Annotated in this window: 23 protein-coding genes; 12 read left to right on the top strand and 11 right to left on the bottom strand. The window is 62.2% G+C overall.

Annotated features, from left to right (window positions below):
* Nucleotides 1–59: 59 nt before the first annotated feature.
* From ASN89_RS12135 to ASN89_RS12125, 4 genes are all read right to left on the bottom strand, one after another.
* Nucleotides 60–695, bottom strand: a complete 636-nt coding sequence (locus tag ASN89_RS12135; RefSeq protein WP_046682530.1) for an OmpA family protein — start codon at nucleotides 693–695, stop codon at nucleotides 60–62.
* Nucleotides 696–909: 214 nt separating this feature from the next.
* Nucleotides 910–1,056, bottom strand: coding sequence for a lmo0937 family membrane protein (locus tag ASN89_RS28670; protein ID WP_010396376.1), 147 nt, complete (start codon nucleotides 1,054–1,056; stop codon nucleotides 910–912).
* Nucleotides 1,057–1,251: 195 nt separating this feature from the next.
* Complete coding sequence (locus tag ASN89_RS12130; RefSeq protein WP_058049431.1) at nucleotides 1,252–1,518, bottom strand: hypothetical protein; 267 nt, start codon at nucleotides 1,516–1,518, stop codon at nucleotides 1,252–1,254.
* Nucleotides 1,519–1,683: 165 nt separating this feature from the next.
* Complete coding sequence (locus ASN89_RS12125; RefSeq protein ID WP_058049430.1) at nucleotides 1,684–2,343, bottom strand: glycine zipper 2TM domain-containing protein; 660 nt, start codon at nucleotides 2,341–2,343, stop codon at nucleotides 1,684–1,686.
* Nucleotides 2,344–2,519: 176 nt separating this feature from the next.
* Between ASN89_RS12125 and ASN89_RS12120 the strand changes: the two genes are divergently transcribed.
* Nucleotides 2,520–3,296 (top strand): Crp/Fnr family transcriptional regulator, encoded by a 777-nt coding sequence (locus ASN89_RS12120; RefSeq protein ID WP_082127560.1) that lies wholly within the window; start codon nucleotides 2,520–2,522, stop codon nucleotides 3,294–3,296.
* A gap of 104 nt (nucleotides 3,297–3,400) precedes the next feature.
* Here the strand turns inward: ASN89_RS12120 and ASN89_RS12115 are convergent, their stop codons facing one another.
* A complete protein-coding gene (locus ASN89_RS12115; protein WP_010396384.1) occupies nucleotides 3,401–3,619 on the bottom strand; it encodes a glycine zipper 2TM domain-containing protein in 219 nt (72 codons plus the stop codon).
* 169 nt (nucleotides 3,620–3,788) lie between these two features.
* Complete coding sequence (locus tag ASN89_RS12110) at nucleotides 3,789–5,825, bottom strand: AsmA family protein (protein ID WP_058049429.1); 2,037 nt, start codon at nucleotides 5,823–5,825, stop codon at nucleotides 3,789–3,791.
* A 278-nt stretch (nucleotides 5,826–6,103) separates the two neighbouring features.
* Here ASN89_RS12110 and ASN89_RS12105 point away from each other — a divergent pair, with 278 nt between their 5' ends.
* The 7 genes from ASN89_RS12105 (at nucleotide 6,104) to ASN89_RS12075 (ending at nucleotide 10,449) form a co-directional block, all read left to right on the top strand.
* Nucleotides 6,104–6,487 carry a DUF4398 domain-containing protein gene (locus ASN89_RS12105; protein ID WP_235501956.1) on the top strand — a complete coding sequence of 128 codons (384 nt, stop codon included), beginning with the start codon at nucleotides 6,104–6,106 and terminating at the stop codon, nucleotides 6,485–6,487.
* Between the two features lie 25 nt (nucleotides 6,488–6,512).
* Complete coding sequence (locus tag ASN89_RS12100; protein ID WP_046682425.1) at nucleotides 6,513–7,412, top strand: OmpA family protein; 900 nt, start codon at nucleotides 6,513–6,515, stop codon at nucleotides 7,410–7,412.
* Between the two features lie 84 nt (nucleotides 7,413–7,496).
* A complete protein-coding gene (locus tag ASN89_RS12095) occupies nucleotides 7,497–8,033 on the top strand; it encodes a ferritin-like domain-containing protein (protein WP_046682426.1) in 537 nt (178 codons plus the stop codon).
* A gap of 58 nt (nucleotides 8,034–8,091) precedes the next feature.
* On the top strand, nucleotides 8,092–8,394 hold the full coding sequence (locus tag ASN89_RS12090; RefSeq protein WP_034758939.1) for a DUF883 family protein: 303 nt from the start codon (nucleotides 8,092–8,094) through the stop codon (nucleotides 8,392–8,394).
* A gap of 18 nt (nucleotides 8,395–8,412) precedes the next feature.
* Nucleotides 8,413–8,799: a phage holin family protein gene (locus ASN89_RS12085; RefSeq protein WP_058049427.1), complete on the top strand. Its 387-nt coding sequence runs from the start codon at nucleotides 8,413–8,415 to the stop codon at nucleotides 8,797–8,799.
* Between the two features lie 20 nt (nucleotides 8,800–8,819).
* Nucleotides 8,820–9,158 carry a hypothetical protein gene (locus ASN89_RS12080; protein WP_035826249.1) on the top strand — a complete coding sequence of 113 codons (339 nt, stop codon included), beginning with the start codon at nucleotides 8,820–8,822 and terminating at the stop codon, nucleotides 9,156–9,158.
* 136 nt (nucleotides 9,159–9,294) lie between these two features.
* Entirely contained in the window at nucleotides 9,295–10,449 is a 1,155-nt protein-coding gene (locus ASN89_RS12075) for a patatin-like phospholipase family protein (protein ID WP_046682428.1), read from the top strand.
* Nucleotides 10,450–10,620: 171 nt separating this feature from the next.
* Here the strand turns inward: ASN89_RS12075 and ASN89_RS12070 are convergent, their stop codons facing one another.
* Genes ASN89_RS12070 through ASN89_RS12065 form a run of 3 tightly spaced genes read right to left on the bottom strand, consistent with a single transcriptional unit; the run spans nucleotide 10,621 to nucleotide 11,626 of the window.
* The gene (locus tag ASN89_RS12070; protein ID WP_082654537.1) at nucleotides 10,621–10,923 is read right to left on the bottom strand and encodes a hypothetical protein; all 303 of its coding nucleotides are present in this window, start codon (nucleotides 10,921–10,923) and stop codon (nucleotides 10,621–10,623) included.
* Between the two features lie 44 nt (nucleotides 10,924–10,967).
* On the bottom strand, nucleotides 10,968–11,120 hold the full coding sequence (locus ASN89_RS28175) for a DUF3309 family protein (protein ID WP_010396415.1): 153 nt from the start codon (nucleotides 11,118–11,120) through the stop codon (nucleotides 10,968–10,970).
* A gap of 59 nt (nucleotides 11,121–11,179) precedes the next feature.
* Entirely contained in the window at nucleotides 11,180–11,626 is a 447-nt protein-coding gene (locus ASN89_RS12065; protein ID WP_046682430.1) for a glycine zipper 2TM domain-containing protein, read from the bottom strand.
* Between the two features lie 269 nt (nucleotides 11,627–11,895).
* Here ASN89_RS12065 and ASN89_RS12060 point away from each other — a divergent pair, with 269 nt between their 5' ends.
* From ASN89_RS12060 to ASN89_RS12050, 3 genes are all read left to right on the top strand, one after another.
* Entirely contained in the window at nucleotides 11,896–12,450 is a 555-nt protein-coding gene (locus ASN89_RS12060) for a hypothetical protein (RefSeq protein ID WP_046682431.1), read from the top strand.
* Between the two features lie 82 nt (nucleotides 12,451–12,532).
* Nucleotides 12,533–12,844 carry a BON domain-containing protein gene (locus ASN89_RS12055; RefSeq protein ID WP_046682432.1) on the top strand — a complete coding sequence of 104 codons (312 nt, stop codon included), beginning with the start codon at nucleotides 12,533–12,535 and terminating at the stop codon, nucleotides 12,842–12,844.
* A 71-nt stretch (nucleotides 12,845–12,915) separates the two neighbouring features.
* A complete protein-coding gene (locus ASN89_RS12050; protein ID WP_409929563.1) occupies nucleotides 12,916–14,112 on the top strand; it encodes an AI-2E family transporter in 1,197 nt (398 codons plus the stop codon).
* 57 nt (nucleotides 14,113–14,169) lie between these two features.
* Here ASN89_RS12050 and ASN89_RS12045 read toward each other — a convergent pair whose 3' ends face one another.
* Together ASN89_RS12045 and ASN89_RS12040 are read right to left on the bottom strand one after the other, a co-directional pair.
* Entirely contained in the window at nucleotides 14,170–15,117 is a 948-nt protein-coding gene (locus ASN89_RS12045) for a YihY/virulence factor BrkB family protein (protein WP_046682434.1), read from the bottom strand.
* Nucleotides 15,118–15,188: 71 nt separating this feature from the next.
* Complete coding sequence (locus ASN89_RS12040; RefSeq protein WP_046682435.1) at nucleotides 15,189–16,217, bottom strand: OmpA family protein; 1,029 nt, start codon at nucleotides 16,215–16,217, stop codon at nucleotides 15,189–15,191.
* A gap of 471 nt (nucleotides 16,218–16,688) precedes the next feature.
* On the opposite strand from ASN89_RS12040, the gene ASN89_RS12035 reads away from it, so the two are divergent.
* Complete coding sequence (locus ASN89_RS12035) at nucleotides 16,689–22,430, top strand: alpha-2-macroglobulin family protein (protein WP_235501955.1); 5,742 nt, start codon at nucleotides 16,689–16,691, stop codon at nucleotides 22,428–22,430.
* Nucleotides 22,431–22,432 lie beyond the last annotated feature (2 nt).

The raw sequence follows: 22,432 nt of genomic DNA, 5'->3' as shown, positions 1-22,432 counted from the left end.
AAAAAAAACCCCGCCGGCAAGTTACCTTGCCGGCGGGTTTTTTATTGATGCGTGTCAGCTTAGCGCGGAGCCAATTCCGCGACGTAAATCTCCACGCGGCGGTTGCGTGCGCGTCCCGATGCATCCGCATTCGAGGCGATCGGCTCGCGGGCGCCGCGGCCTTCCGTGACGACGCGGGTCGGCGAGACGCCGCGCATGGACAGGTAGTCGCGCGTGTGGGCCGCGCGTTCCACCGACAGCGGCTCGTTGATGGAATCGCTGCCCGTGCTGTCCGTATGGCCGATGATGCTGACCGTCGTGTTCGGGTTTTCATTCAGGGTGGCGGCAAAGCGGTCGAGGATGGGGCGGAAGTTGCCCTTGATGTCGGCGCGGTTGGTGTCGAAGGAAATGTCGCTCGGGATTTCCATTTTCAGGCGGTTATCGGCCGTTTGCGAGACTTGCACACCAGTACCCTGTGTCGCTTGTTCCATCGCGCGCTTCTGGTTTTCCATGCGGTTCGACCAGATATTGCCGACCACGGCGCCAGCTGCCGCACCCAGCAGGGCGCCGCCAGCAGTGCGGCCGCTGCTGCCGCCACCGGTGGTGCCGCCGATCAAGGCGCCCAGGCCTGCGCCGATGCCGGCGCCCGTGGCCGTGCCACGCTGCGTCGAGGACATGTCCGCGCAGCCGGTGGCGGCCAATGCGATCACCAGCATGCCGATCAGGGATTTGGCGCCAGGGCCTTTTTTGAATGTTTCTTTCATGGATTTTCTCCTTGTTTTGTTATTGGGACATACCCAGGAATTACCTGCACACGTTACTGCAAAATGCCGCGACGTGCCAGTGCGCGCGCACTGCATGCAAAAGGCGGCAAAAGGGCGGCGCCCGTTTGCACGCGCGCCGCCCCCTGTCTGGCCAGTCAATTGGCCTCTATAAACCGCGCCCGCTGATCAAACGCAGCAGCACCATGATCACGGCGACCACCAGCAGAATATGAATGAAGCCGCCAATGGTATAGGAAGTTACCAGGCCCAGCAGCCAAAGAATAATGAGTACGACGGCGATTGTATACAGCATGATGTGTCCTCCGAGAGTAATGTGTGGATGACGGCGGCTGCCTTGGCCTTGCGCTGTCATCGGTTTTTGTCATTGCGCGGCGACTGGGTCGCTGAACGCTGATGCCATGACTTATTGTCTACTTTGTTTCTGAAATTTTCTGTACGGTGCCGTACACAAGCCTTATTTACCTGCCTTCTTTACCCAACTTGTATTTTATTTCGCCAAATTCCGCTCGCGCAGCGGCGGCCGTTCCTGTTCGCCATCCATGCCCGGTATCCAGGCCAGCATGCCGGCCATGCCGACGGCGCCGGCCAGGCAGCTGACCATGCCGCCCGTCAGCAGCAGCATGACGCCAAACACGGGCGCGCTCGCTTGCACGGGCGCCAGGTCCAGCGCGCAGAAGCCCAGCGCGGTGGCCAATATGCCGCCGCCGATAAAGCCGAGCCAGATCCGGCGACTGCCTGTCTTGTCGTTTTCCATCGCATCTCCTTGAAGACATCCGTTGAACTTTCTTGAATGCATCATCTCGCGGGACGGCAAGCTCATCTGTACGCCAGCGAACATTATCAAAAAGAAAACGCCCGGACAGGCCGGGCGTGTGTTGAATTTGCAACTAATCGCGGCAGCGGCGCCGCCGCGGTTTGCTTAGCCCATGGCGCGCAAGCCGCCGTTGACGACGCGCACGCGGTCGCCCTGGCGCCAGTTCGGCGCGGCGCTCTGGTGCACGGTGCGCGTCTTGCCGTTATCGAGGCGCACGACGATGTTGTAGCTGCGCGTGGCGCGCACGCTGCCTTCGATCTGGTTGCCGGCCACGGCGCCGCCGACGGCGCCCAGCACGGTGGCCAGCTGCTTGCCGTGGCCGCCGCCTACCTGGTTGCCCAGCAAGCCGCCGACGACGGCGCCGCCGGCCGCGCCCACGCCGCTGCCTTCAGCGCGCGTATTGACTTCATGGATGGCTTCGATCACGCCGCAATTGCCGCACACTTGCGGCGCCGGGGCTGCCGCGTACTGTTGCTGTGGCTGATGTTGCGGCTGGCGCACGGGTTGTGGCTGTGGTTGCTGCTGTTGTTGCGGCGGCAGGGCGGCCAGCGGCTGCGCGCCGGCAGGCTGCAAGTTCGCTGACGGCTGGTTCGCCTGCAGGTTGGCCATCTGCTCGGCCGACGTGCTCGCTGCCAGCGGCTGGCTATCGCCCTGGGACGAAGGCAGCCAGCCCATCAGGGCCGCCGTGCCCACGCCGCAAAACAGCAGGACGGCGACGGCGGCGGCAAGTACCAGCGGATGGAGGGATTTGGTGGTGGTAGTCATGGAGAGCTCCTTGTTTTTTTAAAATAATGAAATGGGTAGTGCGTGTTATCCGTGCATGCAGCCAGTGTGCTGTACCGCTTGCCCCGCTTCCGTGCGTCACCGTACATACAGGGACGGTACCGCACCGTAGGCTAGGTAAAAATTATGTCGAGTTGTAACGACACCAAGGAAAAGCAATGCCACCAACGAACGCCAGCATGACCCTGTCCCGCGATACAGGCCGATCCGGCCTGGGGTCGCCCGTGGGCGCGCCTGACGCCGGCAACCGCTTGCTGGCCAGCCTGCCCGAGCACGATTTGCGGCACCTGACGGCGCTGTTCGATACCGTCACGGTCGAAGTCGGCGAGGTGCTGTACGAACCTGGCCAGCCTATCGGCCACATCTACTTTCCCGGCGACTGCCTGATCTCGCTGCTGGCCGTGGCGGAAGGCCGCATGACCCTGGAAGTGGGCTCCGTCGGCCGCGAAGGCGTCCTGGGCGCTTCCGTCGCGCTCGGTCATGACCTGGCGCAAGTGCGTGCCGTGGTGCAGCGTTCCGGCACGGCCAGCCGCATCGCACGGGCCGATTTCTGCGCCGAGTTCGCCCAGCTCGAGTCCCTGCAGCGCTTGCTGTACCGCTACACGGACACCTTGCTGGCGCAAGCCATCCAGATTGCCGTGTGCAGCCGTTTCCACGTGCTCGAAGCGCGCCTGGCCCGTTCGCTGCTGATCACGCGCGACCGCCTGCAGTCCGAAAAATTTCACCTCACGCATGAATTCCTCGCCCATACCCTGGGCGTGCGGCGGGTCGGCGTGACCAAGGCGGCCAGCGCGCTGCAACAGCAAAAACTCATCACTTACAGCCGCGGCAATATCGAAATCCTCGATTCGGCCGGCCTGGAAGCCGTTTCCTGCCGCTGCTACGAGCTGGTCAAGGATAGCGGCACCATCGGCATGGCCAACGTCTTCGTCTGATTTTCCCTGCTGGCTTTCATCCTGCTTGTTGTTAACCTTATGCAGCAGACGCAAAAAAGCGGGGCAGGTGCCTGGGCACCCACCCCGCTTTTTTTCATCAACGATTACTTCGGCTTGACCTGATTACCGATCACGCCGCCGACTGCGGCGCCGCCGACTGCGCCGACTGCGCTGCCGCCCGTCAGCACGGAGCCGGCAACGGCGCCGATACCAGCGCCGATGGCCGTGTTTTTATCCTGGCCGGACATGTTGGCGCAAGCCGTCAAGCTCAGCAGCAGGGCGGCAACGGAAGTGGTAGCGGCGATTTTTTTAATGATTTGCATGATAGTTCTCCTATGAATTCGGACCTCGTGGCGCCGGCATGGTATGGGCCGGATGACTTCGTGACGCCGTGTGTTTCAGGCACGATCACAGGATAGGATTGCGGCAAGGCAGGGTCTGTTCGGCAACGCACATAGGTGTGTAACAATTGTAAAGGCACACACGCCGCGTTCAGCGCATCTTGCGTACGGCTTTCCCCGGCTTGGGGGCCACCGGCTTGACGCGCGCCTGGGCCAGCAGTGCCGCGCATTCGCTATTCTCGACGGGGCCGGCATTGACCAGCGGCAGCAGCGCCGCCACGGGCGCCACCACGGCCAGCGCCAGGGCGCCGCCGGCGCGCAGGGCCAGCACGCCCTTGTCGACGCTCACGTCGGGCTTGCTGAAAGTGCCATGCACATACAGGGGCGAACGCAGCGAAAAGACGCGCAAGCCCTTGCTGTCAGGCCGCAAGGTCAGGTCCAGCCGTTCATCGGCCAGGTTCACCGTGCCATCGATATTCAGGACGGCGTCATCCGTGTCGACGATGAACTGGCGCGTGCGCATCAGCCCCTTGGTGACGGCGAAATCGGCGGCCATGCAGTTCAGCTTGACCTGCTTGTCGCCAGACAGTTTGGCCAGCACGACACTGCCGATATTCAAGCCCATTTCTTCCAGCAACAGCTTGCTGATGCTGCCCCGGTTGATCAGCGCGCGCACTTCGCCATTCGAGCTGCCCAGCAGGGTGGCGACGGAATTGCCCGTGGCCGACAGCGAAGCATCGCCATTGATTTCGCCCACGCTGGCCTGCAGGGCGGGCAGGCGGGGGAACAGCTGCTGGATGTGCAGATGGCGGGCGCTGGCCTTGAGTTCGGCGGCGATGCCGTTGGCGATGACCTTGCCACTACCGTCGAGCTTGATCTGCGACGTCAGGGTGCCGCCCGCCACGTTGAAGTTGAGCGGCGTCAATGACAGCACGCCGTCCGTCAGCACCACATGCGTGTCGAGCTTGCTGATCGGCAGCTCGGCGTCGCGCGTGATCTTGTCGGCCGTGTAGCGCACGTCGGCGTCCAGGCTGGTCCAGCGCTCCGTCTTGAACGTTTCCACCGGCAGCACGCGGCCGACCGGCTGCGTCGAGGCCACGCCTCGTTCCTTCTTGCTGGCGCTGGAATCGGCGCCCACCAGTGGACCCAGATCGGAAAACTGCAGCAGGCGCGAGTGGACTTCGCCCGTCAGGCGCTTGCGCGGCGTGCTGGCGGAAAAAGCCAGCTTGCCACTGATGTCGCTTGACCCCACCTTGCCGCTGAACTTGTCGTAAACCCATTCGCCGCCGCGCGGCGCCAGGGTGCCCGTCAAATGGCCTTCCGTGCTGAAGTGCGGCGTTTCCGGCAGCAGCACGCCTGTCAACGGATACAGGCGCGCCATGCTGGGCCCGGATAGCTTCAGGCGCACGTCGAGCGCTGCCAGATTGGCCGGGCGCGTCAATGTGCCTTCGATGGCCATGTTGTTGCCGCCCGCGCGCATGTCGGCCTGGATGGGGAAGGGCGTGCCTTGTTGCTGCAGCGACAGCACGCCGCCCGCCTTGCCGCCGCCCTTGACGGTTTCGCCATGATATTGGCCCGACAGCGTCCAGGCGATGCCGTAGCGCGCGTCGCCCGCGATGGTGTCGACATCGGCGCGCATGGCCGTTTTGCTGACGCCATCGTCCAAGGTCACGGTGCCCTTGCTGAACACCACGCTTTGCAATTCCAGCTGCCATGGCGACGGCTGGTCCTGCTTGTCGAAGGTCCAGTTGTTCTTGCCATCCTTGTTGCGCAGCAAGCGCACCTGCGGCGTGTCGAAACGCAATTGCGGGATGATAATTTTCTTGTCCAGCAGGGCCAGCGGATTGAGCGAGAACGCCAGCTGGCTGACGCTGGCCAGCTGCGCTTCGTCATCCGTTCCTGCCATGGCGCTCGGGTTGCCCAGGCGCACGTCCTTGGCCTGCAGGTGCGGCCATGGCAAATAGTCGCGCCAGCCTTGTTGCCCCCCAGCCGTTGGCTGCTGCCACGTCAGCGCCAGGTCGCCCTCGATGGCAAACGGCCGACCCAGCGCTTCGCTGGCGCGCGCATTAAGCCAGGGCTTGGCACGGTTCCAGTCCATGTTCATGAGGACGATGGCAGCGGTGACGGGCAGGGCGATCAACACGGCGGTGCTGGCGAGGGCGATTTTCTGACGACGGGAGAGCGGCATAAGCAGGTTCTTTCTGGACAAGTAGTCATGATGCTACAGGAATCGTCCTGAGGCCGGGGCCGTTTCAAGTTTTGCTGGCCGGCATGTGCGCTAGCGCACGTTGCCCATGCAAGTATTGTCGATTTCCTACTCTATGTGCGGCACCGAACGGATATGCGGGGAGCCGGAGCCTATAACGTCTACATCAAACGCCGTTCCTGATTCCAGAGGCACCGACGTATGAACCCTAACGCTTAACATTCTCCAGGAGAAGAAAAATGACAAACCGAGATTTCAAAATGTCCCCATTGGCCGCCTTGGCCGCTTGCGCCACCGCCGTTGTCCTGATGACGGGCTGTTCCAGCCTGAAAACGCCAGCCACGGCTGACGTTGCCGTGTCGCGCGCCGCCGTCGATAACGCCGCCAGTGCCGGCGCCGCCGACCTGGCCCCCGATGAAATGCGTTCGGCCCGCGAAAAAATGCGCATGGCCAACCAAGCCCTGAAAGACCGCGACTACAAGACGGCGCGCGAGCTGGCCGACCAGGCACAAGCCGATGCCAAGCTGGCACAAAGCAAGGCCAATTCGGCCAAGGCCACCAGCGCCGCCGATGAAATCAACGAGAACATCCGCGTCATGCGCGAAGAGCTCGACCGCGCCAATCAGCAAGCCCCAAAACAATAAGCAACAATAAGAACAGGATTCCATCATGAAAAAAGCTACCTACACCACCATTCCCGGCCTGCTGGCCATGGCCGCTTTGGTTGCCGCCTGCAGCTCCGCACCGACCACCACCAGCCTGCTCGACCAGACCCGCGGCGACTACATGGCGGCGCAATCGAACCCGATGGTGTCGACTTATGCGCCACGCGAATTCCGCGAAGCGAGCGCTGCGCTGGAAGCGGCAAACGCGGCCGCCACGCGCCAGGAAGATAGCGAAAAAGTCGACAAGCTGGCTTACCTGGCCAAGCAAAAGATAGCCACGGCGCAAGAAGTCGCCAAGCAGAAGGCTGCGGAAGCCGATATCGCCAACGCCGGCAAGCAGCGCGATCAATTGCGTCTCGATGCGCGCACGCAGCAGGCTGACCAGGCCACGGCCCGCGCCCAGTCGGCGCAAGCGGATGCGGAAGCGGCCAAGGCCCAGGCGCAAGCTGCCGAAGCGTCGGCCCGCGATGCGCAAGCCCGCGCCGCCGGACTCGAGGCGCAATTGGCCGACCTGGCCGCCAAGAAAACCGAGCGCGGCATGGTCATTACCTTGGGCGACGTGTTGTTTGGCACGGACAAGGCGAACCTGACGGCCGATGGCGCGAATACGGCCCGCAAGCTGGCCGACGTACTGAAAAACAACCCGCAGCGCACCGTGCTGATCGAAGGCTTTACGGATAGCACGGGCGGTTCCGCGCACAACCTGGAATTGTCGCAACGCCGCGCCGAATCCGTGCGCAATGCGCTGCTGGAGCAAGGCATCAGCCGTGACCGCATCGCCACCAAAGGCTATGGCGCCGCTTATCCGGCCGCCGGCAACGATACGGCGGCAAACCGCCAGCTGAATCGCCGGGTGGAAATCGTCTTGTCGGAAGATAACACCGCGATTCCCGCCCGCCGTTAAACGCCTTGGGGCGTTGTAAGCCAAAGGCAGCACCGGCCGAACCTTGGCCGGTGGATACCCACGCAAGTATTGAAAGGAAGCATCATGACACCAACATCTGTTGAGATTCCAGCTGGCATCGATACGGCGGCCATCCGCGCCGCCGCGAAAAATTTGGACGACGGCGCCGTGACGGCCGGCTACCAGGCCGACCGCGAGGAGTTAATTACCCTGCTGAATGGGGCGCTGGCCACCGAGCTGGTGTGTATTGCACGCTATAAACGCCATTACTACACCGTTAGCGGACGCGACAATGGCAGCATCAAGGCCGAGTTCCTTGAGCATGCGCAGCAGGAGCAGGAGCACGCCGACTGGCTGGCCGAACGCATCGTGCAATTGAATGGCAAGCCAGATTTTAATCCTGCAACATTGCTTGCGCGTAGCCATGCCGAGTATGATGACTCCGAAGACGTGCAGAGCATGGTGCGTGCCAATCTGATCGCGGAACGGGTAGCGATCGAGTCGTATCGCCAGATGATCATAAAAATCGGCGACAAAGACCCGACCACACGCCATTTGTTGATCAAAATCATGGCTGTTGAAGAAGAGCACGCCGATGATATGCGCGATCTAATGGAATAGTGTTTTTGAGTAAAGTAGGTATAGTAACTACATTCATCCACAGCTAAGGAGCTAAACCATGTTGGAAAACAATATCACCACCGTTAATAACGATGTCAAAACCCTCGTCAAGGATGCGCAAGCCCTGTTCAGCGCCGCTGCCGCCCTGACCGGCGAAAAAGCCGATGAAGTGCGCATCAAGGGCATGAAAACCCTGGATGCCGCCCTGGCCAAGGCGCATGAAGCGCAGGCGTCGGCCATCGTTGCCACCAAGCAGATGGCTGCCCAGGCAGATGGTTATGTCAAGGAAAACCCATGGCGCACGGTGGCCGTCGCCGCTGGCGTCGGCGTGCTGGTTGGCTTCATCCTGGGCCGCAAGTAATCCACTGTCAGGAGCGATATGGACAAGTCTGCTTCGTCTCACCAGGGGCCGGGATTGATCGGCTCGGTCGCCGGCCTGGCCAAAAACGCCGTCGGACTGATGTTGTCGCGGCTGGAACTGGCCACCATCGAACTGTCGGAAGTGCGCAATCACATGCTGCAGCTGGTTGTCATTTTCGCGCTGGCGACGGTGGCGGGCTTGTTTGCCATCGCTTACGGCAGCGTGCTGATCGTTTTCCTCGCCTGGGATAGCCTGGGCTGGAAGATCCTGGCGATCATGACGGTCGTGTTCGTAATGCTGGCCATCGCGCTGGTCATGTATGCGCGCGCCATGCTGCGTCAAGGAAAGCTGTCCATGCCCGCCACCATGGCGGAATTGAAGGCCGACCGCGACATGCTGATGTAAGTGCCTTACGAGGAGAATTCATGTCGGAAAACGACAAACTGGCGGCGCAAGCCGCCCGCAAGCGCCTGCTGATCGCCCAGGGCGAAATGTACCGCGTGGGCATCGTGCATGCGCGCGCCAACGTGGGCTATGCATTGCGTCCCGAGTCCATGCTGCAGGGCGTGGTCGAGACGGCGGTCGGCTTTGCCGGCCACCGCGTCGAGTCCCTGCTGGCGCCGGGCGGCATGCGGCTGCAAGGCGCCATGCCGTATGTGCTGACGGCGTTATCGTTTATCGGACGCAAGAAGCTCGTCAAGCCGGCGCTGGTCCTCGTGGCCGTGGCCGCCGTGGCCGCCAGCTGGCTGCGCCGCAAGCGCTGAACGCCAGCCGTGTTGCACAGGAACGCCGTCATCGACGGCGTTTTTTTTGCCTGCACCCAAGGTCCGGCGCGTACTGACGCAATCCCTTACAATGATTCACGCCGTATTTCGCGCGGCGGACAGAGGGGCCATCTTGATGACGCATTCGAAGACACCGATCAATCAGTTAAATCCCTCGCGCCTGCGCATCGTGCTGGTGCTGCAGGGCGGCGGCGCACTGGGCGCCTACCAGGCTGGCGTCTACCATGCGCTGCACGAACATGGCCTGGCGCCCGACTGGGTGGTGGGCACCTCGATCGGCGCCATCAATGCCGCCATTCTGGCTGGTAACAAGCACGAAGACCGGCTCGTGCGTTTGAAAGAGTTCTGGCAGCGCGTGGCGCACCGCGACAGCATCGACATGAACCTGGTATCGGACCAGCAGCGCCGTTCGAACATCTGGCTGGCCACGCTCGATACGGTATTGCGCGGCGTGCCCGGCTTTTTCAAGCCGCGCACTTTCAGCTTGTTTCCCGCTGGAATCGCCGTCAAGCCGGAAGAGGCGAGTTTTTATGACACCAGCGAACTGGCCAGCACCCTCGAGGAACTGGTCGATTTCGATTACCTGAACGAGCCCGGCGGCATGCGCCTGACGGTCAACGCCTTGCGCGTCAAATGCGGCAGCCTCACCAGTTTCGACAGCCAGCAGCAGCCCCTGACGGCCGATCATATCCGCGCCAGCGGCGCCTTGCCGCCCGGCTTTGCCGGCGTGCGCGTCGATGGTGATTTATATTGGGATGGCGGCCTGTACTCGAATACGCCGCTCGAAACCGTGCTCGACGACACGCCCCACGTCGATACCCTGGTCTTCATGGTGGACTTGTGGAGTTCGGAAGGGCCGGAACCGACCACCCTGGATGAGGTGCAGACGCGGCAAAAGGACGTCACCTTCGCGTCGCGCTCGAAGCGGCATATCGCCGATTATGTCAACACGCACACCTTGCAGCGCAAATTGCGCGAACTGTACGCCGGCCTGCCCGACACAAAGCATAACCGCCAGCAGACGCAAGAGCTGGTGGCGCTCGGCTGCGACAGCACCATGCACATCGTGCGCTTGCCGTATGCGGGGCGCGACTGGCACATGGCGGCCAAGGATATCAATTTCTCCAAGGGCTCGATCGAATGGCGCTGGGAGCAGGGCTACCAGGATGGCTTGCGCGCGATCAAGGCGGCCGGCTGGCTGGCCTTTGTCACGGAGGACACGCCGCTCGTGGTGCACGAATTGCCACCTTACGAGCGCGACGCCGCTTAGTGACGCCTGTCAAAACCTGCTGCGCGTCGGTATAGGCGGCCTGCGATGCTCACCGGCTCGGCGCCCCCGTACAAAGTACGGTTGCGCTTCTTGGCCACCTCTCCCTTCCGCTCGCGACGGTTTTGCCAGGCGTTGCAAGAGTAAAGAGCAAGAGTACGGCGTATCGCTGCATCACTGCGGATGGGCCGCTACACGCAGTTTTTCCGCGTTCGCCATGTCTTGCCGGTACGTGTCTTGCGCATCCTTCAGGCAGGTGGCGCGCGCGGCGGACGGTTCGAGGCGGCAAGCTCTCTTGGCCTCGGCCAGGGCGGCGGCGATTTCCTTGCGCAGGGTGCGCAGCTGGGCTTGCGCCGTGCTGTCTTCCTGGTACCAGCGTTGCGGGTCGCCCGGTTGCGGCGTGGTTGTCTGCGCCAATGCCAGCGGCGCCAGGCTGCAGGCGAACAGGGTCGCCAAGAGTGTGTTGTGGATAGTCATGATATTTCCTCCTTGAAATAAAAAAGGCGCCGTAGCGCCTTTTTTTACAACCTGCCCGTCAGTAATAGCAGGATCAGTATCACTACGACCAGGCCGGCGATGCCGCTGGGGCCGTAACCCCAGTTGCGGCTATGCGGCCAGGTGGGCAGGACGCCGACCAGGGCCAGGATCAAGATGATCAGAATGATGGTGCCCATGGTATCTCCTTGTTGGTGCATGGTCCGGCGCAGGCTTGCTGGCAAGCCCGGCCAGGGGATTAATAGCGGTAGACGCGGCCGTCAACGACGCGCACGCGGTTGCCCGGGCGCAAATCATTGGCGTTGTCCTGCACCACGGTACGGTATTCGCCGTTGTCGAGGCGTACGCTTATCTGGTAAGCCTGTGCCTGCTGTTTGCGGCCTTCGACCTGGTTGCCCACGACGCCGCCGGCGACAGCGCCGGCCACGGTGGCGGCCGTGCGTCCGCTGCCCGAACCGATCGTGTTGCCCAGCAGGGCGCCGGCGATGCCGCCGACCACGGCGCCGGCGCCGCTCGTTTGGCCGCTACCTTGCACGATCTGGATGGAGTCGACGGTGCCGTACATGGCGGACTCAGGCTGGTTGGCCGGGTAATATTGTTGTGACTGGGAAGGGCCGGTGGCGCAACCGCTGAGTACGGCGGTGGCGGCAAGCATCAGTGCAGCCAAGGTGGCGTTGGTTTTCATTTTATTCTCCTGACGAGGTGAGGGTGTAGTGCCATCTTAGTCATGCCCCCGTTCCCGGTCTGTACGCTGCCGCACGTACTTATTTGCGGTCGAAAATGCTATTGTTGGCCGGGATGATCCACTAAAACGTTGTTATTTCTTCCTGTCCGCCTTCCGTTTTCAAAATAAATTACTTGTGTACGGCAGCGTACAGAAGAGAGGCGGCGATCCACGTAAAACGGTAGTCATGCCAAGCAGACATGCTTGGTACCACCAGGGAGAAATACAATATGAACAAGAATAAGCTTTTCACCGCCATCGTCGTCAGCCTGGCGTGCGCCGCCTGGGGCGGCCAGGCAGTGGCCGCCACGCCGGAAGCGAAAGCAGCCTACAAGGCGGCCAATGAGCAGGCGGGCCTGAATTACAAGCTGGCGCATGCCGAGTGCGAAAAAATCACGGGCAACCCGAAGGATGTCTGCATCGCCGAAGCGAAGGCCGTGCGCACCTACGATGAAGCCGTGGCCCAGGCGCAATACACGAATACCCTGCGCGCCTACACCAAGGCGCGCATCAAGATTGCCGATGCCAATTACGACGTCGACCTGGCGCGCTGCAATGCGCTGACGGGCAACGACAAGGATGTCTGCGTCAAGCTGGCCAAGTCCACCAAGGTGGCGGCCCTGGCCGACGCCAAGGCGGACAAGAAAGTCATCGAAGCGCGCAGCGATGCGCGTGAAGCAAAAAGAAAAGCCGAGTACAAGGTCGCGACAGAAAAATGCGATGCATTAGCCGGCGCAGCCAAGGATGACTGTATCAAGGCTGCAAAAACCCAGTTTGGCTACTGAGCGCCCCAGGGCGCAATGTAATCAAGTTGGTATAAGAAGCTCATTGTGAGCACATTGATTGACCACTCCTAAGGAAAAAACCATGAAATTCACTAAATCTATCGCTACTGGCCTTTTCGTCGCTTCCCTGTTCGCCGTTGCAGGCTGCGCTTCGACCCCAACCAAGGAAGGCACGGGCGAGTACATCGACGACGCCGCGATCACCACCAAAGTGAAAGCCAGCATCTTCAACGAGCCTACCCTGAAATCGACGGAAATCAACGTTGAAACCTTCAAGGGCGTGGTTCAGCTGAGCGGTTTCGTGGCTCAGCCATCGGATGCCGCCAAAGCGGGCGAAGTTGCCCGTGGCGTCAAGGGCGTGAAGTCGGTGAAAAACGACATCCGCGTCAAGTAATGGCCTGACCTGCCGCAGCGGCCAGCCCATGGCTGGTGCTGCGGCCCACCACCGACCGTCGCGGGAATCGCATGCATATCCAGCCTACAGATACCCCGCCCGAGCCGGTGGCGGCTGCCTCCACCGAGCCTGCCGGGCCACCTCCCGGCGCGCCGGTGGAGCAGCCAGACTCACCCTTGCGTTTGCCGCTGCATGTCAATGCGCGTGGCATGGCTCTGGGCATCATCGCCACCGTCAGCTTCATTTATGCGCTGCAGTGGGCACAGAAATTCCTCATTCCCGTCATCTTCGGCATTTTCATTGCCTATACACTCAATCCCGTCGTCGCCTGGCTGGAAAAGCTGCGCCTGCCGCGCGCCATCGGCGCCACGGCCGTCACAGCCCTGATCCTGTTCGGCTCCATCGTCGTGGTCGAGCGCGTGCAGGGCGAATTCGAATCCATCGTTGAAGAGCTGCCGGCCGCCACGCATAAACTGTCGCGCCTGATCGCCGCCAATACGGGCGGCAAGAACAGCACCTTCCAGAAGATGCAGGCCGTGGCCAATGAAATCGAGCAAGTAGCCGCCGGCGCCGAAGCGCGCCGCAACAACCGCCGCGCCGCTGCAGCCGAGGCGCCCAACTTCAAGATCATGGACTGGGTCTGGGCCGGTTCGCTGGGCCTGGTGGGCTTCCTCAGCCAGGCCACCATGGTCATCTTCCTCGTGTTTTTCCTGCTGCTGTCGGGCGATACCTTCAAGCGCAAGCTCGTCAAACTGACGGGACCATCGCTGAGCCGCAAGAAGGTCACCGTGCACATCCTGGAAGACATCAACACGTCGATCCAGAACTATATGTTCATGCTGCTCGTCACGAATGTCTTGCTGGCCGTCCTGATGTGGATCGCCTTGCGCGTGATCGGCCTGGAAAATGCGGGCGCCTGGGCCATCGTGGCCGGCTTGCTGCACATCATGCCGTATTTTGGCCCCTTGCTCATCACCATCGCCACGGGCCTGGTCGCCTTCCTGCAATTCGAATCGCTGGAAATGGTCTTGCTGGTGACGGGTACGTCGATGGCCATCGCCACCCTGGTTGGCACCTTTGTCACCACTTGGATGACGGGGCGCATCGCCCGCATGAATCCCACGGCCGTGTTCATCAGCCTGCTGTTCTGGGGCTGGCTGTGGGGCGTCTGGGGCTTGCTGCTGGGCGTGCCCATCATCGTCATCGTGAAGGTCGTGGCCGAACGCGTGCAGGGCATGGAAGTGGTAGCCGAGCTGCTGGGCGAGTAAGTTGATGTTCAATAAAAAAAACGGCGCCCGCGGGCGCCGTTGTTGCGTGCAGACTGCTTACGACTGGTGGCGTTTCAGTATCTTGACTTGCACATCGCCGTCTTCCGTCTTCGGCATATCCTTCATGCTGCCCAGCTGCAGGGCGAACTGGCGCGTGAATTCGGCGCCCAGGAAGAAGATTTGCGCCGAGTAATACACCCACAACAGCAGGGCCACCAGGGAGCCGGCCGCGCCATAGCTGCTGGCCACGCCGCTATTGCCGATATATACGCCAATCGCATATTTCCCCAGTGAAAACATGAAGGCTGTGCCGATGGCGCCGATCAGCACGTCGCGCCAGGACAGGCGCACGCGCGGCAGCATTTTATAGATGACGGCAAACAGGCTGGCGATGACGGCAAAGCCGATCAGGTTCGACAGGATGGTAAACAGCACGGCCGTGTCCTTCCACACGCCTTCCCAGAAGTTGGCGAGGATGGCCATGGCCGCATTGACCACCAGCGACACCATCAGCAGGAAGGCCAGCACCAGCACCAGGCCGAAGGACAGCAGGCGCGTGCGCAGCATGTCCCAGGCACCCGCTTCCTTCAGGGGCGGCACTTGCCAGATTTCATCGAGACTCGCTTTCAGTTCGGCAAAGACGCTGGTGGCGCCAAACAGCAGCAGGGCGCTGGCGATGAGGGTGGCGATGCGCCCCTGTTCATGGTTCTTCGCGCCGGCCAGTACGAGCTGGATGGCTTCGGCGCCCTGCGTGCCCAGCAAGCCCTGCAGTTGCCCCATCAGCTCGCCGCGCGCGGCGGCCGGGCCATAGAAAAAGCCGGCGATGGCGATCACCAGCACGAGGATGGGGGCGATGGAAAACAGGGTGTAATAGGCGAGGGCGGCGCCCTTGCTCGAGGCGCGGTGTTCCAGCCATTCGGTGACGGAACAGACGATGACACTGCGCATCTGCTTGCTGAACGGCGCCAGGCCGGCCAGTTTGGGATAGCGGGTAGAGAAATTCATGGTGGCTTTCAATGCAAAAAAGGGGCGCGAGCCCCTTTTTTTAATTCACAAGTGGCGTACCACTGTTCAGCTTATTGCACGCGGCGTTCGATGGTGATTTGTTCCACTTCAACGCGGCGGTTTGGTTCCAGGCACTTGATCAGGTCGGCACGTTTCTTGTTGTCGCAGGTGACGACAGGATTCGTGGAGCCCTTGCCTTCGGCCGTCAGGCGGTTGGCGGCGACACCGTGGGCGACCAGGTATTCCTTGACTGCATCAGCGCGCTGCTGCGACAGTTTCAGATTGTACTTGGGCGAACCGATGCGGTCGGCATAACCACTGATGACGACGTTGTTGACGTCTGGCGCTGCGGTCAGCACGCGGGCGATTTCGTCGAGCTTGGTCTGTGTCGGACCCAGCTTGGCGCTGTCGAACGCGAACAGTTCCGTTGCCGACATCGTCACTTTTTCAAAACGTGCAGGCGGCGGTGGCGGTGGTGGCGGCGGCACGACCACGACGACTTCTTCACGCACTGGCGGCGGTGGCGGTGGCGGCGGCGGTGCAGGCGGTTTGTCGAACGCGTAGTTCAGGCCCACGGTGACGTAGTAGTTATTGGACTTGCTGCTCGGGTCGAAGGTATTACCGCGCAGGAAACCGTGCACGTTGCGCACGTCAGCCTGGAGGGACAGTTGCTCGGTGATGCTGGACTGGAAACCCAGGCCGACGCTGGCGTATGGCGAGCTCTTGCTGCGTTCACCGAAGGCGAAGCTGGTGTCCTTGTCGCGCTGCATGCCGGCACCGACCAGCAGGAAAGGACGGAAGGCTTTACGCGAGAACATGTACAAGCCGTCTACGCCCAGCGTATTTTGCTGGTAGCGCTGACCGCCATCCTTGGAACGGGCATACGTGGTGCCCAGCTGGATATCCCAGTCCTGGGAAACAGGCTTACCGAAACGCAAGCCTGCGCCATAACCGGTTTTATCCGTGGCGAAGTCGGAATCTGGCTTGAGTGCGTTGATGCTAGGTTGAATATACCAGGAGGGATTGATTTCCTGGGCCTGTGCGCCGAGGGCGGAGCACAGGACTGCGGCGGCAACGGCGATTTTTTTTAGATTATTCACAAGTAACTCCCAACGTTGATAAGAGATTTTCTCTACGGCATCAAAACACTTCTTGCTGCACATGCTATTGCTAGAGATCGACCACACTTCCAGGTGCGTTTTCTTGCGATAAATGCACTGCTGTTGGACTAGAGAATACGGATGCAGGTTCACCTGGTCGGTGCGCTGGCGCACAAAGCATTGTGGTATATCAATGGTGTTGCAGATTCACGACAAAGACTTTGGTGTTGAAAAAAACTAATTTGCTAGGTGAAACTTTTCCACGCGCGGCCACTTCCGGGCACCGCGGCAAGAGGCAATCGTACGACTTGTCACCTGCATGCCACTGTATATTAGCAACAATGATGAGCTTGATAACTAATATTACATTGATGTTGTATTCCTGCCGCGTTCTGTTGCTTTTCCGGGCTTCTGCCAGGCAACTTTTGCGCGCCGCAGCCAGCTCCGCCACTTTTCATCAAGGAGTCACTCGTGCCTGACCTTCCCCGTGTTTTTTCTTTCCCGCCGTTTGGCAAACTGGGCACTTTGTGCCTGCTGCTGTCGCTGGGCCTGGCATCGCCGGCCTGGGCCGATAGCGGTGTGTCCCTGTTTTCACCGAGCGGTACGGTCAAGGCCGTGCGTCAGGTGCGGGTCCAGTTCGCCACGCCGATGGTGCCGTTCGGCGACATGGGCTTGCCCGCGCCGTTCGCCATCGATTGCGGCAAGGCCGAGCCTGGCGCCGTGGCGGGCGCGGGGCGCTGGGCCGACGAGCGCAACTGGAATTTCGATTTCGAGCGCGACTTGCCGGCCGGCGTGGCCTGCAGTTTCACCTTGAAGCCGGGCCTGAAGGACCAGGCGGGCCAGGCCTTGCAGGGGACGGCGTCGTACCGCTTCTCCACGGGCGGCCCGGCCATCGTCGAGGCCGTACCGTATGACGGCCAGCCCTACATCGATGAAAACCAGATCTTCGTGCTGGGCCTGGATGCCGCGCCGAACGAGGCCAGCGTGGCCGCGAACGCGTATTGCCGCGCCGACGGCATCAATGAAAAGATTCCCGTGCGCCTGCTCAAAGGCAAGGAACTGGAGCAGGTATTGACCCTGCGCAAGAGCTTTCTCGACCGCTACCTGACCGTGTATTTCAAGAAGCGGGGCGTCGTGTGGAAAGTGGGCATGCCCGTGGCCAGCAAGGGCGCGCCGCCGCTGCCCGTTACCGTGCTGCAATGCAAGCGCAGCTTCCCCGCCAACGCCAAGGTGTCGCTGGTGTGGGGCGAGGGCATCGCCAGCGCCAGCGGCATCGCCACGGAGAAGGCGCAGACCCTGCAGTTCAAGACGCGTCCCGACTTCACGGCCAAGTTCAGCTGCGAGCGCAGCAATCCGAAGGAGCAATGCATTCCCTTTTTGCCCATGCGCGTGCAGTTTTCCGCGCCCGTGAGCGCCGCGCAGGTGCGCGCCATGACCTTGAAGGGGGGCGGCAAGACGTATGCGCCGACGATTTCAAAAGAGGAAGAAAAGGCCGAATTCCTGTACAGCGCCGCCTTCAACGGTCCCTTTCCCGTGCAATCGAGTTTTGTCCTGAGCCTGCCGCCGAAACTGACGGATGACGCGGGCCGCGCCTTGCTCAACCGCGCGCGCTTCCCCATGACGGTGCGCACGGGCGAACAGCCGCCACTGCTGAAGTTCCCGGCCCCGTTCGGCATCATCGAGGCGAAGGGCGACGGCTTGCTGCCCGTCACCGTGCGCAATATCGAGCCCGTGCTGTCGGGCAAGGAAGTCGCCCAGCCATCGGCTGCCGCCACGGGCGCCACCTTGCGCGTGCCCGACAATGACGACAAGTTCGTCATCGAGTGGATGCGGCGCCTGGCCGGCAATGGCGACGGGGGCGAATACTGGCAGCCGTACGCGCAATACGCGGGCAACATGAGCAAATCCGTGCTGGCGGGCGCGGCCGGCACGCGCCCCATCAGCCTGCCGCGCCCCGATGGCAAGAAAACCTTTGAAGTGATCGGCATCCCCTTGCAGAAACCGGGCTTTTACGTGGTCGAGCTGGCCAGCCCCATCCTCGGCAAGGTGCTGCTGGGCAAACCGACGACGGCCTACATCCGCACGGCCGCGCTGGTGACGAATCTGGCGGCCCACTTCAAGCATGGCGCGCAATCGTCGCTTGTGTGGGTGACGTCGCTCGACAAGGGCGCGCCTGTTGCGAAAGCGCAAGTGGCCGTGCGCGACTGCACCGGCAAGCTCCTGTGGCAAGGCGCCACGGGCGCGGACGGCGTGGCGCACATTTCCGGCGAGCTGGCCAATTCCAGCTGCAAGAACAATGGCCGCTACTTTATCAGTGCACGCAGCGGCGGCGACATGACGTTCACGCTGTCGGACTGGGTGGGCGGCATCGAAGCCTGGCGTTTCAATTTGCCCACGGACGACACGCGCGCCGATAACACTCTGCTGGCCACGGTATTCGACCGCACCTTGCTGCGCGCCGGCGAAACCGTGCACATGAAGCATTTCATCCGCAAGCACACGGGCGAAGGCATGAGCCTGGTCGACAAGAACAACGGTCCCGGCAGCGCCACCTCCGTCGTCATCACGCACCAGGGCAGCGACCAGAACTACCAGCTGCCGCTGCGCTGGTCCGCCAGCGGCACGGCGGAAAGCGACTGGCTCATTCCCGCCGACGCCAAGCAGGGCGAATACAGCGTGACGATGGCGGGCCGCCCGTCCGGCAGTTTCCGCGTGGAAGCGTTCCGCGTGCCCACCATGAAAGCCGTGCTGCAGGGCCCGAAAGCGCCCGCCGTGCAGGCCAGGCAGCTGGCCCTTGATGCGCAAATCACGTATCTGGCCGGCGGCGCGGCCACCAACGCGCCCGTCAAGCTGCGCACGGTGCTGCAAGACAAGAGCGTGACGTTTGCCGATTATCCCGAGTACAGCTTCAGCAATGGCGACGTGAAGGAAGGCCTTGTGAAACAGGGCACCGGCTACGACGACGATGAAGGGGAGTGGCAGGATGAAGGCCATGGCGCGGCTGGTGCCGGTGCGGCTGCCGCGCGCACGCAAAGCTTGACCCTGGACAAGGCGGGCGGCGCGCGCATCGTCATCGACCAGCTGCCGCAGCTGTCCACGCCGCGCGACCTGGTGGCGGAAATGGCGTTCCAGGATGCGAATGGCGAGACTGCCTCGGTTGCCACGCGTGTACCGCTGTGGCCATCGAACTATGTGATTGGCATCAAGCCAGACGCCTGGGCCTTGAGCAAGGATTCCTTCAAGTTCACGGTCGCCGTGCTGGGCACGAATGGCAAGCCCGTGGCAAATGCACCGGTCGCCGTCGACTTCTTCCAGCGCAACAGTTATTCGCACCGCCGGCGCCTGATTGGCGGCTTCTATGCGTATGAAAACAGCAGCGAAGTGGTCAAGCTGGGCCCTGCGTGCTTGGGCAAGACGGATGGCAAGGGCCTGTTGATCTGCGACGTGAAGGCGCCCGCCAGCGGCAACCTGATTTTGCGCGCCAGCACGCAGGATGCATCCGGCAACGCGGCCGTCGCCAACCGCGAAACCTGGGTGGCCGGCAGCGGCGACTGGTGGTTCAACGCCAGCGACAATGACCGCATCGACGTGCTGCCGGAAAAGAAACGCTATGAACCGGGCCAGGAAGCGAGCTTGCAGGTGCGCATGCCGTTCCGCTCAGGCACGGCGCTGATCACGGTCGAGCGCGAAGGCATCCTCGACACCTATGTGCGCCAGCTCAATGGCCGGGAACCGGTGGTGAATATCCCTGTCAAACCGAATTACGCGCCGAATGTGTATGTGTCCGTGTTTGTCGTGCGGGGCAGGGTGGACGGCGTGCAGCCGACGGCCTTGGTCGACCTGGGCAAGCCGGCCTACAAGATGGGCATTGCGCCGCTGAACGTGGGGTGGCAGGCGCATGAACTGAACGTGATGGTCGTGTCCGACAAGGAGGTGTACAAGACGCGCGACAAGGCTGAGGTGTCCGTGCGGGTGCGCCGCGCCGATGGCAAGCCGTTGCCGGCCGGCGCCGAAGTGGCGCTGGCGGCCGTCGACACGGGCTTGCTGGAACTGATGCCCAACGATAGCTGGAAGTTGCTCGATGCCATGATGGCGCAGCGCAGCTTGCAGGTGGAAACGGCGACGGCGCAGATGCAGGTGATCGGCAAGCGCCACTTCGGCCGCAAGGCCTTCCCGGCCGGTGGTGGCGGCGGCAAGGGCGCCAGCCGCGAACTGTTCGACACTTTGCTGTTCTGGAAGGGAACCGTCAAGCTTGACGCCAAGGGCGAAGCGACAGTCCAGGTGCCGCTCAACGACTCGCTGACGGCGTTCCGCATCGTCGCTATCGCCAGCGCCGGCAAGGAATTGTTTGGCACGGGCAGCACGGACATCCGCAGCTCGCAAGACTTGATCCTGATGTCGGGCTTGCCGACGCTCGTGCGCGAAGGTGACCAGCTGCGCGCCGGATTTACGGTGCGCAACACCTCGGCCGCCTCCTTGAGCGTGGACCTGAACGCCAGCGCGGCCGGCAAGGCGTTGCCGCGCCAGAGTTTAACGTTGGCGGCGGGCGAAGCGCGCGAGGTGGGCTGGGATTACCAGGTGCCGCTCGGCGCGCAGCAGATTGTGTGGGAGATCGGCGCCAAGGCGGGAAACCATACCGATAAACTGAAAATCACGCAAAAGGTGGGCCAGGCCACGCCCGTGCGCACGTATCAGGCCACCTTGCAGCAGATCGACAAACCCATCAATATGTCCGTGCAAATGCCGGCCGGCGCCTTGCCGGGCCGGGGCGGCATCCAGACCAGCTTTGTCGCCAAGCTCGGCGGCGAGCTGCCTGGCGTGCGCGAGTACATGGCCGCCTACCCGTACACCTGCTTCGAGCAAAACACGTCGAAAGCCATCGCCCTGCAAGACGAGGAGGCGTGGAACAAGCTGGCCGCCAGCCTGCCCGCCTACCTGGATGGCGACGGCATGCTGAAATACTTCCCCATCATGGAGCAGGGCAGCGACAGCCTGACGGCGTATGTGCTGTCGGCTACAAAAGAAGCGGGCTATGCGATTCCGGAACAGACGAAAAACCGCATGGAAGCAGCCTTGACGGCTTTCGTGCAGGGCCGCATCGTGCGGCGTTCCGCGCTGGATACGACGGACCTGGCCGTGCGCAAGCTCGCCGCCCTGGAAGCGCTGTCGCGTTCCAATAAAGTGCCGCCCGATGCGCTGGAGAGCATCAGCATCAACCCGAACCTGTGGCCGACTTCCGCCGTCATCGATTGGAGCCTGTTGCTGCAACGCACGCCAGGCTTGGCGCGCCGCGATGCGCTGCTGGCCGAGGCGCAGCAGATACTGCGTTCACGCCTGAACTTCCAGGGCACGACCATGGGCTTTTCCACCGAGCGCAAGGATAACTGGTGGTGGCTGATGGTGTCCGGCGACGTCAACGCCAACCGCCTGTTGCTGGCCGTGATGGACAACCCGGCGTGGAAAGACGACATCGGCCGCCTCGTGCGGGGCAGCATGGGCCGCCAGAAGAAGGGCCGCTGGGATACGACGGTAGCCAACGCCTGGGGCACCCTGGCCATCAATAAATTCTCCGCCAAGTTCGAATCCACGCCAGTGACGGGCGCCAGTGCCGTCAAGCTGGGCGGCGATACGCAAGCGCTCGTATGGAATGGCGCGGCGAAAGTGGGGCCCGTGCTGCAGGCGTGGCCGAAAGGCACGGACACCCTGGGCCTGGCACACAGCGGCACGGGCAAGCCTTGGACCACCGTGCAAAGCCTGGCGGCCATCCCGCTCAAGGCGCCCGTGTCCAGCGGCTACACGATCAAGAAAACCGTTACGCCGGTGGAACAGAAGACGGCGGGCGCATGGTCGCGCGGCGACGTCTACCGCGTGCGCCTGGATTTATCTGCGCAGGCGGACATGAGCTGGGTGGTGGTCGACGACCCGATTCCCGCCAGCGCCACCGTGCTGGGCAATGGCCTGGGCCGTGATTCGCAGCTGATGACGGCCGGCGAAAAATCCACGGGCTGGGTCTGGCCCACGTTCGAGGAGCGGGCATTCGACGCCTTCCGCGCGTATTACGCGTTTGTGCCGAAGGGTAACTGGAGCGTGGAATACACGGTGCGCCTGAACAATGCCGGGGATTTCAGCCTGCCGGCCACGCGCATCGAAGCCATGTATTCGCCCGAGATGTTTGGCGAGTCGCCGAACGCAAATGTGAAGGTGGCGCAGTGAAA

The organism is Janthinobacterium sp. Ant5-2-1, assembly GCF_001445815.1.
Classification (GTDB): Bacteria; Pseudomonadota; Gammaproteobacteria; order Burkholderiales; family Burkholderiaceae_D; genus Janthinobacterium; species Janthinobacterium lividum_E.
This window is presented reverse-complemented; position numbering and strand designations above follow the sequence as displayed.

Bases quoted from the DNA above. Each gene is read 5' to 3' on its own strand.
- ASN89_RS12100 (WP_046682425.1), top strand. From the start codon at position 6,513: ATGAAAAAAGCTACCTACACCACCATTCCCGGCCTGCTGGCCATGGCC.
- ASN89_RS12085 (WP_058049427.1), top strand. From the start codon at position 8,413: ATGGACAAGTCTGCTTCGTCTCACCAGGGGCCGGGATTGATCGGCTCG.
- ASN89_RS12125 (WP_058049430.1), bottom strand. From the start codon at position 2,343: ATGACTACCACCACCAAATCCCTCCATCCGCTGGTACTTGCCGCCGCC.
- ASN89_RS12045 (WP_046682434.1), bottom strand. From the start codon at position 15,117: ATGAATTTCTCTACCCGCTATCCCAAACTGGCCGGCCTGGCGCCGTTC.
- ASN89_RS12055 (WP_046682432.1), top strand. From the start codon at position 12,533: ATGAAATTCACTAAATCTATCGCTACTGGCCTTTTCGTCGCTTCCCTG.
- ASN89_RS12065 (WP_046682430.1), bottom strand. From the start codon at position 11,626: ATGAAAACCAACGCCACCTTGGCTGCACTGATGCTTGCCGCCACCGCC.
- ASN89_RS12110 (WP_058049429.1), bottom strand. From the start codon at position 5,825: ATGCCGCTCTCCCGTCGTCAGAAAATCGCCCTCGCCAGCACCGCCGTG.
- ASN89_RS12060 (WP_046682431.1), top strand. From the start codon at position 11,896: ATGAACAAGAATAAGCTTTTCACCGCCATCGTCGTCAGCCTGGCGTGC.
- ASN89_RS12090 (WP_034758939.1), top strand. From the start codon at position 8,092: ATGTTGGAAAACAATATCACCACCGTTAATAACGATGTCAAAACCCTC.
- ASN89_RS12050 (WP_409929563.1), top strand. From the start codon at position 12,916: ATGCATATCCAGCCTACAGATACCCCGCCCGAGCCGGTGGCGGCTGCC.
- ASN89_RS12095 (WP_046682426.1), top strand. From the start codon at position 7,497: ATGACACCAACATCTGTTGAGATTCCAGCTGGCATCGATACGGCGGCC.
- ASN89_RS12115 (WP_010396384.1), bottom strand. From the start codon at position 3,619: ATGCAAATCATTAAAAAAATCGCCGCTACCACTTCCGTTGCCGCCCTG.
- ASN89_RS12130 (WP_058049431.1), bottom strand. From the start codon at position 1,518: ATGGAAAACGACAAGACAGGCAGTCGCCGGATCTGGCTCGGCTTTATC.
- ASN89_RS28670 (WP_010396376.1), bottom strand. From the start codon at position 1,056: ATGCTGTATACAATCGCCGTCGTACTCATTATTCTTTGGCTGCTGGGC.
- ASN89_RS28175 (WP_010396415.1), bottom strand. From the start codon at position 11,120: ATGGGCACCATCATTCTGATCATCTTGATCCTGGCCCTGGTCGGCGTC.
- ASN89_RS12135 (WP_046682530.1), bottom strand. From the start codon at position 695: ATGCTGGTGATCGCATTGGCCGCCACCGGCTGCGCGGACATGTCCTCG.
- ASN89_RS12075 (WP_046682428.1), top strand. From the start codon at position 9,295: ATGACGCATTCGAAGACACCGATCAATCAGTTAAATCCCTCGCGCCTG.
- ASN89_RS12080 (WP_035826249.1), top strand. From the start codon at position 8,820: ATGTCGGAAAACGACAAACTGGCGGCGCAAGCCGCCCGCAAGCGCCTG.
- ASN89_RS12070 (WP_082654537.1), bottom strand. From the start codon at position 10,923: ATGACTATCCACAACACACTCTTGGCGACCCTGTTCGCCTGCAGCCTG.
- ASN89_RS12120 (WP_082127560.1), top strand. From the start codon at position 2,520: ATGCCACCAACGAACGCCAGCATGACCCTGTCCCGCGATACAGGCCGA.
- ASN89_RS12105 (WP_235501956.1), top strand. From the start codon at position 6,104: ATGTCCCCATTGGCCGCCTTGGCCGCTTGCGCCACCGCCGTTGTCCTG.